10 protein-coding genes are annotated in these 14,365 nt (G+C 48.7%); 9 read left to right on the forward strand and 1 reads right to left on the reverse strand.

The annotated features are described in order from the left end of the window. Positions 1-75 precede the first annotated feature (75 nt). The 7 genes from ASF12_RS09910 (at position 76) to ASF12_RS09940 (ending at position 11,744) form a co-directional block, all read left to right on the forward strand. A complete protein-coding gene (locus tag ASF12_RS09910) occupies positions 76-1,758 on the forward strand; it encodes a carbohydrate-binding protein (protein WP_056033387.1) in 1,683 nt (560 codons plus the stop codon). A gap of 148 nt (positions 1,759-1,906) precedes the next feature. Then, the gene (locus ASF12_RS09915; protein WP_056033390.1) at positions 1,907-2,800 is read left to right on the forward strand and encodes an ABC transporter permease; all 894 of its coding nucleotides are present in this window, start codon (positions 1,907-1,909) and stop codon (positions 2,798-2,800) included. Positions 2,801-2,806: 6 nt separating this feature from the next. Beyond that, positions 2,807-3,703 (forward strand): carbohydrate ABC transporter permease, encoded by an 897-nt coding sequence (locus tag ASF12_RS09920; protein ID WP_056033393.1) that lies wholly within the window; start codon positions 2,807-2,809, stop codon positions 3,701-3,703. 69 nt (positions 3,704-3,772) lie between these two features. Further along, positions 3,773-5,434, forward strand: coding sequence for a hypothetical protein (locus tag ASF12_RS09925; RefSeq protein WP_235533116.1), 1,662 nt, complete (start codon positions 3,773-3,775; stop codon positions 5,432-5,434). A gap of 94 nt (positions 5,435-5,528) precedes the next feature. After that, positions 5,529-7,322, forward strand: a complete 1,794-nt coding sequence (locus tag ASF12_RS09930) for a cache domain-containing sensor histidine kinase (protein ID WP_056033398.1) — start codon at positions 5,529-5,531, stop codon at positions 7,320-7,322. After that, positions 7,319-8,932, forward strand: coding sequence for a response regulator (locus tag ASF12_RS09935; protein WP_235533117.1), 1,614 nt, complete (start codon positions 7,319-7,321; stop codon positions 8,930-8,932). Before ASF12_RS09930 ends, ASF12_RS09935 begins: the two co-directional genes overlap by 4 nt. After that, entirely contained in the window at positions 8,922-11,744 is a 2,823-nt protein-coding gene (locus tag ASF12_RS09940; protein ID WP_056033401.1) for a sugar-binding domain-containing protein, read from the forward strand. Before ASF12_RS09935 ends, ASF12_RS09940 begins: the two co-directional genes overlap by 11 nt. Before the next feature lie 65 nt (positions 11,745-11,809). Here ASF12_RS09940 and ASF12_RS09945 read toward each other — a convergent pair whose 3' ends face one another. Beyond that, positions 11,810-12,418, reverse strand: coding sequence for a TetR/AcrR family transcriptional regulator (locus tag ASF12_RS09945; protein WP_162241888.1), 609 nt, complete (start codon positions 12,416-12,418; stop codon positions 11,810-11,812). Between the two features lie 131 nt (positions 12,419-12,549). Between ASF12_RS09945 and ASF12_RS09950 the strand changes: the two genes are divergently transcribed. Together ASF12_RS09950 and ASF12_RS09955 are read left to right on the forward strand one after the other, a co-directional pair. Then, positions 12,550-13,125, forward strand: coding sequence for a cysteine hydrolase family protein (locus tag ASF12_RS09950; protein ID WP_056033404.1), 576 nt, complete (start codon positions 12,550-12,552; stop codon positions 13,123-13,125). A gap of 203 nt (positions 13,126-13,328) precedes the next feature. Continuing rightward, on the forward strand, positions 13,329-14,093 hold the full coding sequence (locus ASF12_RS09955; RefSeq protein WP_056033407.1) for an AAC(3) family N-acetyltransferase: 765 nt from the start codon (positions 13,329-13,331) through the stop codon (positions 14,091-14,093). The last annotated feature ends 272 nt before the right edge of the window (positions 14,094-14,365 follow it).

Consider the following 14,365-nt stretch of genomic DNA (forward strand, 5'->3'; position numbering starts at 1 on the left):
GGGGGTGGTCAGACGGTTGTTTAAACAACCGGATAAGTTTATAGGAAAAATTAATATTATAAGGAGATGAAAACAATGATCTCAAGTCTGAAAAAATCAATGTTTGTCTTATTGGCATGTTTAACTGCGCTTCCATTAGTATTAACCGTGCCAGCTCCTCCTAAGGTTTCAGCAGCAAGTGATGCAGTCATTAATTTATCGGCAGAAAAACAATTGATACGAGGCTTTGGAGGAATTAATCACCCGGCTTGGATTGGGGACCTGACAGCGGCCCAAAGAGAAACCGCATTTGGCAATGGACAAAATCAGTTAGGCTTTTCTGTTCTAAGAATCTTTGTAGACGGTGATAGCAATAATTGGTACAGAGAAGTGCCGACTGCCAAACGTGCGATAGAGCAAGGCGCACTCGTCTTTGCTTCGCCATGGAATCCTCCTAGCAGTATGATCGAGACCTTCAATAAAAATGGTGATACTGCAGCCAAACGGCTTAAATACGATAAGTACGCTGCGTATGCGCAGCATCTTAATGATTTTGTCACGTACATGAAAAATAACGGTGTGAACCTGTATGCGATTTCGGTCCAAAATGAGCCAGACTACGCGCATGACTGGACATGGTGGACCCCACAAGAGATGCTTCGCTTTATGAAAGAAAATGCGGGCTCCATTCAAAATACGAAGGTCATGGCACCGGAGTCCTTTCAATACCTGAAAAATATGTCAGACCCTATTCTGAATGATCCGCAGGCTCTTGCCAATATGGACATTCTTGGTGCTCATCTTTATGGTACAAGCGTTAACAATTTCGCTTATCCTCTGTTTAAACAAAAAGGAGCGGGCAAAGAGCTCTGGATGACGGAAGTATACTATCCAAATAGTAACAACAACTCGGCGGATCTCTGGCCCGAGGCATTGGATGTTTCCCATCATATTCACAGTGCTATGGTTGAAGGAGATTTCCAAGCCTATGTATGGTGGTATATCCGCAGACAATACGGCCCGATGAAAGAGGACGGCACGATCAGCAAACGCGGTTATAACATGGCTCATTTTTCCAAATTCGTTCGTCCTGGCTATGTAAGGGTTGATGCATCGAAGAGCCCTGAAACAAACGTGTTCACCTCTGCATATAAAGGCGACAACAAGGTGGTTATTGTTGCCATCAACAAAGGCACCTCGGCAGTCAATCAGAAATTTGTCCTGCAGAACGGGAATGCATCGACGGTATCTTCATGGGTAACAGACAGCACTAGAAATCTTGCAGCCGGATCGTCGATTAATGTGTCGGCCGGTTCCTTTACAGGCCAGCTTCCGGCCCAGAGTGTTACAACCTTTGTAGCTGAATTAGGAAGCGGTGGAGGCAGCGGCAGCGGTACCACTTATGAAGCCGAGACGGGTACAACATTGACCAGCTCCGCAGTAGAAACCATCAATTCGGGCTACAGCGGCAGCGGATATGTCAACTTTAATGCTGCAACCGATGCAGCCATTCAGTGGAATAGCATCTACGCTGCTGTAACTGGAACTAAAAATGTAAAGTTCCGGTATGCGCTGGAGTCAGGGACGAGAAATTTGGATATTTATGTTAATGGAGCGAAAGTAATCAGCAATGCTGCCTTTACAGCGACCGGCAGCTGGACAACCTGGGGCGAGAAAACGATTCAGGTATCCATGAGCAGCGGGAACAATATTTTAAAAGTTGTAACGACGGGTACAGAGGGACCGAATATGGATAGTGTAAATGTTTCGGCTCAGTAGTAATAATTGCAAAAAGGCTTCGTCTCCTTTACATGGGGCGAAGCCTTTTCGTTATGAATTCTAATCAGAACGATAGATATCCAACCGCTGTTGCGTAGGAGTGCTCCGAATTTACCTTTATGATAGAAAGACCAAGGAGGGATGCAGATTGTACGCAAAGCTTTATAAGTATCGATGGCAATATTTAATGATTTTACCGGGCGTGGTCCTGCTGCTGCTTTTCAACTATATCCCTATGGTAGGGATACAGGTTGCATTCCGGGATTTCCAAATCGGAACATCCATATGGAATAGTGCTTGGGTTGGTTTAGATAATTTTTCCTTTATTCAAGACCCCCAGTTTTTGACCGTAGTCAAAAATACACTCTATATATCGGTGTTGAAGTTTGTATTCGGCTTTCCGGCGCCTATTCTGCTGGCTCTGCTGATTAATGAAGTGACCCGGCCAGTGTTCAAGCGCTTCGTTCAATCGGTCAGCTACCTGCCCCACTTCTTCTCATGGATTGTAGTAGCCTACATTCTTCAATCCTTTTTGACGCTCGACAGCGGCCTGGTCAACCAGTTTATCAATCAAGCGGGTGGGGACTCCATCTTCTTCTTGGGCTCGACGGAATGGTTCCGGCCGATGGTAGTGTTAAGCGGCTTGTGGAAAGAAACAGGCTGGAATACGATTCTTTATTTGGCAGCGATTACGACGATTGACCCGCAGCTCTATGAATCCGCCAAGGTAGAGGGCGCAGGCAAGCTATCCCAAATTCGCCACATTACGATTCCAGGCATGCTGCCGACGATCTCGATCGTCCTGATCTTGAGTATTCCAAGCTTGATTACCGTGGGCATGGATCAAATTTATCCGCTCATGAATTCAGCTAACCAGGAAGTGGCCGACGTGCTGGATACGTATATTTTACGCAGCGGACTGCAGCAAGGCTACTTTGGCATGGCAACTGCGGTTGGTTTGCTCTCCTCGATTATCAGTCTGATTTTAGTTGTGGGGACGAATCAGTTTTCAAGAAAAATAAACGGCGAAGGATTATGGTGATGGCGTATGAAGATGAGCAAAGGTGAAAATATTGCCCAATACGTCATCGTAGCGCTGCTCGGCCTGCTGTGTGTATCCGTGCTTTATCCGTTTTTGTATATGCTGGCCATATCTTTGAATGACGGCGCAGATGCTGCCAAGGGCGGGGTTTACTTATGGCCGCGGAATTTTACCCTTATTAATTATGAGATCGTACTTGGCAATGAGATTATTCGGAATTCTTATCTGATCACGATTGGCAGGACCATCATTGGGACGGTTGGCGGACTGCTCGTTACGCTGCTTGTGGCGTACGGATTGTCCTATCGCGGACTTCCTTTTAGAGGCACCATTCTCGGCTATATTCTGATTACGATGCTGTTCAGCGGCGGCTTGGTTCCGTACTACATTCAGCTCAACAATCTGGGCTTGATTAATTCGTTCTGGGTATACGTTCTGCCGGGCCTCTTCTCCGTCTGGAACATGTTCGTCATGCTGAAATTTATTCAGGGCATACCGGAGGCGCTGGTGGAATCCGCTGAACTAGATGGAGCTGGACCGCTGCGAATTTTAATGCAGATGATTATTCCGCTGTCCAAACCGATGCTGGCTGCACTAGGCTTGTTTACGGCAGTCGGCCATTGGAATGATTGGTTCGCGGGCGCCTTCTTCGTTACGAAGCAGGAATTGATTCCCGTTCAAACCTTCTTGCAGCAGCTTCTAGCTGCGTCGGATTTGTCTGCCGTACTCGGCTCCAACACGAATCAGGAGGCGCTGGCGAGAAGCTCGCAGCTGCAAAATATTACGCTGATGTCGATTAAAATGGCTGTTGTAATGGTCAGTGCAATTCCTATTCTTTGTGTTTATCCGTTTTTGCAAAAATACTTTGTCAAAGGAGTTCTTGTGGGCTCGGTCAAAGGCTGATTATTCGGGTATTAGAGCAACATTTATATACCGATTTGAAGTACAATCTTGTATAGGGGGAGTATGACAGTGAAATCTAAAAAGCGTTTCTTAACGGCATTAACCGTTGCCGTATCGCTGACCGTAATGGCGGGTTGTTCGAATTCTACAAACAATCAGCCAAGCAGCACCGATACAGGCAGCGCGGCAGCTGGCGGTTCAACCTCGTTCAATCTGTGGCTGGGATGGACGGCAACAACGAATAATGACAGCTTGGTCCAGAAGTATTGGCGCGAGAAAGAGCCGGGTGTTGATGTTAAGCTGGAGACGACACAGGGCGATGCAATGACAGCGCTTAATTTGAAAATTAACACAGGCGGCTTTGAGGATGCAGCGATTTTTGGCCGAAATGAAACGGTGAAGAGCGCCATGAACCGCTCGAAGCAGCTGATGTCTTTGGAGCAGTATTTCGATATGCCGGATAAATATCCGGGGCTGGCTGCGATTCCGAAGCAGTATCTCGAATTGATGAAGGATGCGGACGGACATATTTGGTCGATTCCGACCTGGTTTGACCAAAATCCTGAAGATCCATGGCCGGGCTGGGCATCGCAAGGATGGTCAGTCAGAACGGATGTGCTGGAAAGCGTTGGCATGACCATAGCTGATCTGGCTACTATTGAAGGCGTAGAGGCTTTTCTGAAAAAAGCGGCTGAGCAAAAGGATGCGTCAGGCAAAACGCTGCTTCCCCTTTCGTTTCTAATGGATACGAATGATACGCTCAGCTGGAGCGATGAGAACGCGATTCTCACCGCCTTTGGCGTCACGACGGGCGGCAGGGGAATCGAGAAAAAAGGCGATGATTTTGTATTCGCTTACGATGATCCGAACTTTAAGGCGGCTTATGCGTGGATGAACAAAATGTACGTCGCCAAGCTGATTGACCCAGAGGTCGTTACGAATAAAAAAGAGCAATATAACGAAAAAAATAAATCGGGACGTGTCGCTCTAAATGCGGGAAGCTTCTGGAATATTCCAACCTCCGTATGGGAGACGCTTGACGGTCCTACGGAGCCAGGCTGGTTTTATGAAGTCGTTCCTTTCCCTAAAGTTCAAGGCGTAGAGAAAGTCGGCATCAACCAGGTCGTTAATCCGAATCCGGGTTACGATGTGTATGTCAGCTCCAATACAAAAAACCTGGAAGCGATTTTAAAGTTTTTTGATTACACGCTGCAGCCGAAGCCTGAACAACAGCATGTCATTAATGAAGGCCCAGTTGGACTGTATTGGGATTGGGTTGACCAGCCGCTTGGGAAATGGCAGTTCACGGATGAAGCTTATAAAACAAGCCGGAATTCGGGTGATGCGGCCCAAAAAGCGAAGGTTACGCCGGAGCTGTACATGGCTTCTTCCTACAGCAACGAGTGGTATCCATGGTGGAACACAGCGGATGGCGGGAAAGCGGGAGCAGCCAAAACGATCAAATTCACCGAGGCGATCGGCAAAATGGGAAGTATCCGGGTTGCCGAGCCGTATGATTTGATTGAAATGAAGGCTGGCGGCCTATGGGAGAAATATTCCCCTGAAATCGAAAATATTCGCAAGGAATATAGAGCCAAGCTGCTGATGGCGAAGGATAGCGGCCAATTTGAGACGGAATGGACGAAGTTCCAGGAAGCTCTGGAGAAGCGCGGCCACTGGAGCGAGGTCAAGCAGGAATGGCTTGCATCTTACAATGAGCAAGTAAAATGAGCAAGTAGAAGCGGGCAAATAAAATAAAGAATTTGCGGAGCATCCCTTCCTATTAGGAAGGGGGCTCCCTTTGCAGTTCATGGAGGAGTGGCAGATGAGGCTGAGACAACGTTTAGAGCAATGGATCATTCGTATGACCCGCTCCATGAATATGAGAAAGAAAATTGTGCTGTTTTATGGGGTTATTGTATTTCTTCCGACCGTCCTGCTGGCTATCGGAGCAGGCTATATGACGCTGCATATTGTCCGGGGCAACTATATGCTCACGATTAAGGAGGCTGTTCGCCAGAACGCCCAAAGCATTGAGTTCCGCAAGCAGAGCTATGATCTGCTTGCTACGCGGACAGCGACTGACGGTGAGCTGGTTTCCAGATTATCGAGAGACTATCAGGACATTTCCGAACAGTACGCTACCGTTCAATATGTGGATCGAGCTTTCTTATTTACGAGCAAATATTTGCCCGGAATCGAAAATTTCCGCATCTACCATACGAACGACACGCTGGTACAGGACGGCGGGCTTCTATGGAAACCAGGAGACCGAAAACTTTCGGGCTTAATCGAACAGGAATGGTACAAGGGAAGACTTCAATCGCCGGACAACCTCACCTGGACGAATGCGCTCGACGATAAAACCCGGCTCGTAGTTTCGCACAAAATTTTAAATACGTACGGGGACGTCTACGGCATCGTCTATTTGCGGCTTAATTATAATGAAGTATTTGCTGAGTCGTTTGACCATCCGTTTGACGGCGCGGGGGAAATGTTCATCGTAGACAGCGATGAGCAGATCATCGCCTCCTCAGAGTCCAATGAGATCGGCAGCCGTTTGTCAGAATCCTCCTTAAGCGAGTATTGGAGCAGTCCGGAAGGCTCGGCCGTAACTGTTGATGGCATGGTATTAATCAGGCAGAAAATCAATTCCGGCTGGACGGTCGCGGCGCTTGTGCATCTGGATCGGCTGGAGGAGCAGTCCAAACGAATTTTCTACTATATAGTGGGCGGCATCGCTTTTTTTCTCCTTTTATCGACCTTTCTCATTATGGTTGTGCTCAAAAACGTCATCTGGCGGATACGCAAGCTGGGAACCCGCATGATGGATATTTCCGAAGGTTATTTTGAAGCGACGGTGAGAAACCGGGACAACGATGAGCTGGGAGAGCTGGAGGTTCTATTTAATTCGATGTCTGGACGCCTCAGAAGGCTGGTGGAGGAGCATACAGAGGCGATTTTAAAAGAACGCGAGCAGTCCTTCAAAGCGCTGCAGGCGCAGATTAATCCGCATTTTATTTATAATTCCTTAAGCCTGATCCGCTGGCGTGCCATGGATGTGAAGGATGACATTCAAATTCGGACGATCGATGCCCTGACCACCTTTTATCGGCTGGCCCTCAATAACCGCGTTAATGTGACCCGTATTCGTGATGAGCTTGAGCATCTAAAGGCTTATGTCGAAATCCAGCAGCTGCGTTATCCCGATCAGGTGCACGTAGAATGGCAGGTGGAGACGGACGTTCTTGATTTGTATACGATTAAGCTCATTTTGCAGCCCATAGTGGAAAATTGCTATTTGCATGGCGGTATTACAACAAGGAAGGGTGCCTTTATACAGATCATGATCAACAAAACAGAGGATGCCATTGCGTTTCAGATTTTTGATAATGGGAAGGGCATTGCGCGCGAGAAGCTGGAGCGAATCAAGACAGGCAGCTATATCGGTACGAAAAACGGATTCGGAATGAACAATATACGCGAGCGGCTGGCGCTCTATTTTGGCCAAGAGGGACGTTTTGAAATTGAAAGCATGGAGGATGAGTGGACGGCCGTGACCATTCATATTCCGATCTGCAAGGAAGCTCCTGAAATTAAAAAGGGGGATGGAGCATGATGCAAGCACTGATCGTTGATGACGAGCCGATGCAGATTCAAGGACTTGTCCGCCACATCGACTGGGAAGCGCTAGGGTATGAACAGCCAATGACCGCACAATCGGGTGAAGAGGCGATTGCCATACTGGCAGAAGCTCATGTGGATGTTCTGATCACCGACGTGTCGATGCCAGGAATGACGGGGATAGAGCTGCTCGCCAAGTGCAAGTCGGACTATCCGAAGCTTGCGTCCCTGCAGACGGTGATGATAAGCGGCTACGACGAATTCGAATTTGTCCAGGAAGCGATTCATTTAGGGGCAAAGGCCTACGTTCTCAAGCCGATTAAGACGGATGAATTGGAAGCGAAGCTTGCTGCATTTCGCGATTCGCTTGAGAAGAGAAACCATATCGAGCTGGAGACAAGCAAGCTTAAAGAAAAAATGACGGAAAGCTATGAGGTGCTGCAGGAGCATTACGTCAAGGATTTGATAGAAGGTGCGATTCAAAGTGACGAGCTGCTCGAATCCTGGTGCCGTCTGCTCGATTTGCCGTCGGAGGACTGGCAGGCTACGCTGTTCCTGTTCGGCTATGACCGTCTGTTTCCGTCCAATCCGCATGACGCCAAGGAGCGAATTATGCTCAGCGAAGGGCTCATCAAATGTGTCAAAATGGGCCTGTCCGAGTTTGCAGGCACGTATATCGGCAAGACCGGAGCGGACGAAGTGGCGGTCATTTTATTGAACGCCTCTCCAATTGACCGTGTGAAGCTGGAGAAGCAGCTTTCTTTTATCCAGGATGTTCTGAAGGAGCAGTACAACGCTTCCGTTACCGTCGGAATCAGCAGGGAATGCCAAACTTGGTCGGAAATCCCCCTGTTATATAAAGAAATCAAGCATATGATGGCAAGCGCCAGAATGGCCGGCTATGGGCAAATTTTGTATTTCGACCACGTTGAAATGAATGAATATCACGATTTTCGATTGTACGAGGAATATTTTCCGGAAATTTTAAAGCTGCTTGATAGCGGGGAAAGCGAGAACGCCGTCGTTTATTTCAACCATGCGTTTGAGATGCTGCTGGCGCAGAAGCCCGTGTCCTTTTCATATGTGCAGGCCTTTGGCATGGGATTAATTAGTGAGCTGATCCGCAAATTGAAGCGTACAAAGGAAACGGACGCCGAGATGAATATTTTGATGTGGCAGCGGATGATTGACTGTACGGATGTGGAGGAAATAAGAACGGTCGTAATGGCCTTCCTCGCCCAGTATATCCAGCTGAAGCAGAAGGAGCAAACCGTTCAGCAGCATAACCTGATCCAGAAAGTGGCCCGTTATTTGGAGGAGCATCTGCATAATAACGTAACGGTGAAGCAACTGGCGGAGCAGTTTCATTTGAACTCCAGCTATTTGAGCGTATTATTCAAAAAAGAAATGGGCCGAACGATATCTGATTTTGTCCAGGAAGCGCGTATGAACAAGGCCAAGGAGCTGCTCCGGGACCCAAGCATCAAGGTATATGAAGTGTCGGAGCAGGTTGGATTTCAAACGGCGGCCTACTTCACCTTTTTATTCAAGAAGCTGACCGGAACGACTCCGCAGGAGTTTAGAGATTATTATTATGAGGAGTGATATTTTGCTGACCAAAATCAACCTAGAGGGCGAATGGAAGCTGCAGCTGGACAAGGACAAGAGCGGGTTGTCGCAGCCGTTTACAGATTCTATCAAGCTGCCCGGAACGACATCCTATGCCCGGAAAGGTCCGAGGAACGAAAATAAATTAGTAGGGGCCTTGACCGATGAGTATGCGTTCGAAGGGTATGCATGGTATTCGAGAGAGGTAGAAATTCCTAAGGGGCTCGCTGAAAAAACGTGTTTTCTCTATTTGGAAAGAACGAGAATGACGACGGTATGGGTGGGCGACCGCGAGGTAGGCTCGCGTGACAGCTTGAATACGCCGCATCTCTACGAATTGACAGGACTGCTTCAGAGCGGCCCGCAGACGATTACTATCCGTGTCGACAATACGGATTATCCAACGAAGGGCGGCCATATGACTTCCCCTGATACACAGACCAATTGGAACGGGATTACAGGCCGCATCGAGCTTCAATTTTATAGCGAATCGTACCTGACCGATATCCAGCTCTATCCGAATTTGTCCGCGCGCTCCGTGAAGGTGGAAGCTGGTGTGCAGGGAGCGCTCAGCGGCAGCCTAACGGTATCCGCAGCCAGTTGGAACTCTGAAAACGTGCATACGGTGGCGGAGAAGGAGTATAGCTTCACTTCGCAGACCATTTCGCTTGAATATGCTTTGGGGCAGGACGCGCTGCTATGGAGCGAAGCCACTCCTCATTTGTATACCGTAAGCATCTGTTTGAAGGATGAGAAAGGCGAAATCGTTGACCAGCAGCAGCGAAGCTTCGGCCTGCGGGAATTTAGAACGGATGGAAATAAATTTACAATTAACGGCAGCAAAACGTTCCTTCGGGGCAAGCATGACGGATTGATTTTTCCGCTGACGGGTTATGCGCCGACGGATGTCGAGGAATGGCTGAGAATTCTTGGCATTTCCAAGTCCTATGGCATTAACCATTATCGTTTTCATACGTGCTGCCCGCCTGAGGCTGCGTTTACCGCAGCGGACATGCTGGGGATTTACATGGAACCGGAGCTGCCTTTCTGGGGAACGATTACCGAAGCATCAGATGAGCGCCATAACCAGGCGGAGCAAGACTACTTGATTAGCGAGGGGTATGCTATTCTCAAGGCGTTCGGCAATCATCCGTCCTTTGTCATGATGTCGCTGGGCAATGAGCTGTGGGGCAGCAGAGCCAAAATCGATGCGATTTTACAAGCCTATAAAGCGTTCGACAGCAGGCCGTTGTATACACAAGGCTCCAATAATCATCAATTTTCTCCTGCTATTCTTGAACATGATGATTTCTTCTGCGGGGTGCGTTTCTCGAAGGAGCGGCTGTTCAGAGGTTCTTATGCAATGTGTGATGCTCCGCTAGGCCATGTTCAGACCGACGTTCCAGGTACGTTAAAGGATTATGACGATCAAATTGTGCCGCCAGATTTTCATCATAACGAGGGCGCGTCGGGTGATGCAGGGGGCGTTATTCAAATCCAGTACGGCACGGAAGCGAAAGCTGTCCAGCTCGGCGACGCCTCGGGGGAATGGATTCCCCACATTCCGGTCATTTCCCATGAGATTGGGCAATACGCAACGTATCCGAACTATGGAGAAATAGAGAAGTATACAGGCTCGCTGAAAGCGGAAAATTTTATCATTTTCCAAGAGCGCCTCAGGGAGAAAGGGCTGGATCATCTGGCCAGCCCATACTTTGAAAGCTCAGGGCAGCTGGCAGTAGCCTGTTATAAGGAAGAGCTGGAAGCTGCTTTTCGCTCCAGAAAGCTTGCCGGCTTTCAATTGCTCGACCTTCAGGATTTTAGTGGACAAGGAACGGCGCTCGTTGGCATATTAGATGCCTTTATGGATTCCAAGGGGTTGATTACGCCTGAGGAATGGCGGACCTTCTGCAGCGATGCCGTCCTTATGGCGAGGTTTGCTAAATACAACTATACGTCGACCGAACGCTTTGAGGCTCATGTGGAATTGTGCTGGTATAGAAATCAGCCGCCCGGTGCAATCAAGCTTCAGTGGGAGCTGGCGGATGGACAGGGGATACTGGCGTCCGGTACGGCTGAGGTGGAAATATGGGAGGAGCAAAATGACATTGATATTTGCGACCTGAGCATTGAAATGCCCGCTGTTGATGTGATGACCAAAGCTGTGCTTTCCCTGCGGATTTTGGAGACGGATATTCGCAAGTCCTATGACCTCTGGATTTATCCGCAGCAGGTTGAAGCGGAGCTGTCCAAAGTCCATCGTTTTGAGTCGCTTACGGCTGAGGCTCTTGCTTTATTAAAGCAAGGAGAGAAGGTATGGCTGATGCCGAAGCCGGAGCATATAAGCCATGGTATCGAAGGCTTCTATAGTACCGATTTCTGGTGCTACCCGATGTTTCGGTCCATCTCGGAGAGCATGAACCGTCCGGTTCCCGTCGGCACAATGGGGCTTCTCGTCGACAACAGCCACCCGGTCTTCCGGGACTTTCCGTGCGAGCCGCATTCAACTTATCCTTGGTGGAGCATCGTATCCCATTCAAAGTCGATTATTATGGACGGTACGAGCAAAGAATGGAGCCCTATCGTACAGACCATCGACAATTTTGAGCGCAATCACAAATTAGGTTTTCTGTTCGAATGCCGCGTAGGAAATGGCAAGCTGCTTATTTGCTCGCTCGACGCGGATAAGGTGCTAGATACACCGGAAGGAAAACAGTTTTTGTCCAGTGTAATCAAATATATGGAATCAGAGCAGTTCAAGCCGCAGTACGAAGCCAGCGTGACAGAGCTGCTGGAGCTTATTCAATAAAAGTAGTTTAGGGTAAAAAGAATAACCGCTTGCCTTCTCTGGAATGGCAAGCGGTTATTTTTTGCTTACCCGCGAAGACCGTCGCATAGAATCGACACGACACGGTCTGGAAAAGTACCGCCGTCCCCGGTCGCTTGCAAAATGCCAATAAGCAGCATTTTGATATCCTCAAGGCGAGCATCCGCCCGAACGGAGCCGTTTTGCTTGGCACGGGCGAGCAGCTTGTCGATCCCTTGCCAAAAATCTCGCGCAACGTCCGAACGACCAGCCTCTACATTCAGACTGCTGACAAGGGCATCGGTGATCGCCTTGTTTGCAATCCCCTCGCGTATAATGGTTGCAAAATATTGAAAGAACGCTTCGCCCGGATCGTCGTGGTCAAGCCATTGCTGGGCTTCTTCCATAAGCCGCGCCTTGTGGCTGACAATGACGGCCCCAAACAAATCTTCCTTCGTTGGAAAATGCCGATAGACGGTTCCTACCCCCACACCGGCACGCCTTGCGATTTCATCCATCGAGACGGAGATGCCTTCGGTCATAAAAACCTGATGGGCGATATGGAGCAGATGATCCCGATTTTTTTGGGCATCTGCCCGCAATGCCTTCTCGGGGGGAGCGGCGATGAAGGACACTGTAGGGTCAGCGTCTCCAGCTGGAATATTTTTTTTAGACATTTTTGAATAACACCTCTTTATAAATATTACATCAATAGCGATTTGTTGACAAACGGAGAATGTTCTCCGTATAATAATAAAAACGGAATACATCCTCCGTTTATGATGAGAAAGTGGGAGATTAAAAACATATGCAAAATTCACCGAGCAAAAGCGCGCTGTTGGTCATGGATATGCAAAATAGCGTTGTGTCGCGGTACGCAGCTGGCGCGGGGGCACTGCTTCCGTTCCAAAAAGCGATTGAAGCGGCACGCAGCCACGCTATTCCTGTTATTTACGTACGTGTTGCTTTTCGTGCAGGTTATCCCGAGATTAGTGCTAGAAACAAAATGTTTGGGGGCATTGCCAGTCGATCCGGAGGTGTGGCGGCTCCAGAAGCGATGATGCAGATTCATGAAGCCGTGCAGCCTCAAGAAGGCGAGCCGATTGTGACGAAGGTTCGAGTGAGCGCGTTCGCCGGAAGTGACCTTGAGGTCATCCTTCGCTCCCAACAAATCGACACACTCATTCTTAGCGGTATTGCCACAAGCGGCGTCGTTCTATCGACATTGCGGGAAGCAGCAGATAAAGATTTTGCCCTTACGGTGCTTTCCGACGCCTGTATCGATGCTGACCCCGAGGTTCATCGCGTGTTAACCGAGAAGGTGTTCCCCCAACAGGCCGAGGTAGTATCTGTCGAGACGTGGGTGGCTTCTTTAACCAACTAATGTTCATATGCAGGAGAACGAGCTTTTCTTTAAAAGGTATTTCTTGCTATAGAACTTGTGGATTGCGGTTCTCAAAAACCCAACCCCAAACTGCGAAGGGCGCCCGGATGGGTGCCCTTTGCTTTCGCTTTATAGAGGAAACGTTAAATCGTATCCTAAGTAAGGGCAAGTTTTGATATAATGAGCCCAGGAGGGGGTAGAACATGCACACAATAGAGAGCTTAATGAAGCAATTAGAGCAGCTTGGCATTGACGGCCAAGGAACGCTGCTCGTCCATTCATCGATGAAAAGCATGGGGCCAGTCGAGGGTGGCGCAGACACCGTTCTGGATGCGTTCACCGCCTATATGAAGGATGGGCTGTTGGTGCTGCCCACCCATACTTGGTCCTACATCAATGCGGATAATCCGAAATTTTACGTGGATCAGTCGCCTTCCTGCGTCGGAATTTTGCCCGAGCTTTTTCGCAAGCGGCCTGGTGTGGTGCGTTCATTGCATCCCACTCATTCGGTGGCAGCATTAGGCCTGGATTCAATAGAGTTCACAAACGATGATCATCATTTCGATACTCCCTGCGCTAGAGGCTCTGCATGGGGAAAGCTGCTTGACCGAAGAGCGACGATATTGCTGGTTGGGGTCGATTTAAAGCGCAACACCTTTATTCATGGAGTCGAGGAATGGGTGGACATACCGGGCAGGCTGACGGATGGCCATGAGATGCTGTTCACGGTATTGCCCGATGGAACAGAAATTTCTGTCCCTTCCCGCCGGCATTGCGGGCTGTCGTGGTCGCAGCATTTTTGGAAGGTAGACGATGTGCTTGAAAGTAAAGGCGCCATGCATAAAGGGCGGCTAGGCGATGCCGATGTAAGGGTCTGTGATGCGGCTGCGCTAGCGGAAGTAATAACGGAAATGCTCAAGGAAAATCCGGATTTGTTCTCGGATAATCATCCATTGGATCATGAATAGGAGTGAAAGAAAGGGCCGTCCGGCAACGGCTGGCCCTAAGGCAAGACCCTCGTAACACTTTCGGAATTTCTCCCCAAAACAACGTTTTCTCTTCCCATAGCTCAAATATGAAACGTTCAAGCATCGGCAATACAAAGGAATGTATGAAGAAATAGGACAGAGGTTGGCTGGACTGCCATTGTGTGGGCTAGCTCACGGTCTTGACTGTATGATAAGATGTGGTTAATTTAACCAAACCTATTTGATAATATCGTAGCTGTCGAATCAAAAAA

This window comes from Paenibacillus sp. Leaf72 (genome assembly GCF_001422685.1).
GTDB lineage: Bacteria > Bacillota > Bacilli > Paenibacillales > Paenibacillaceae > Pristimantibacillus.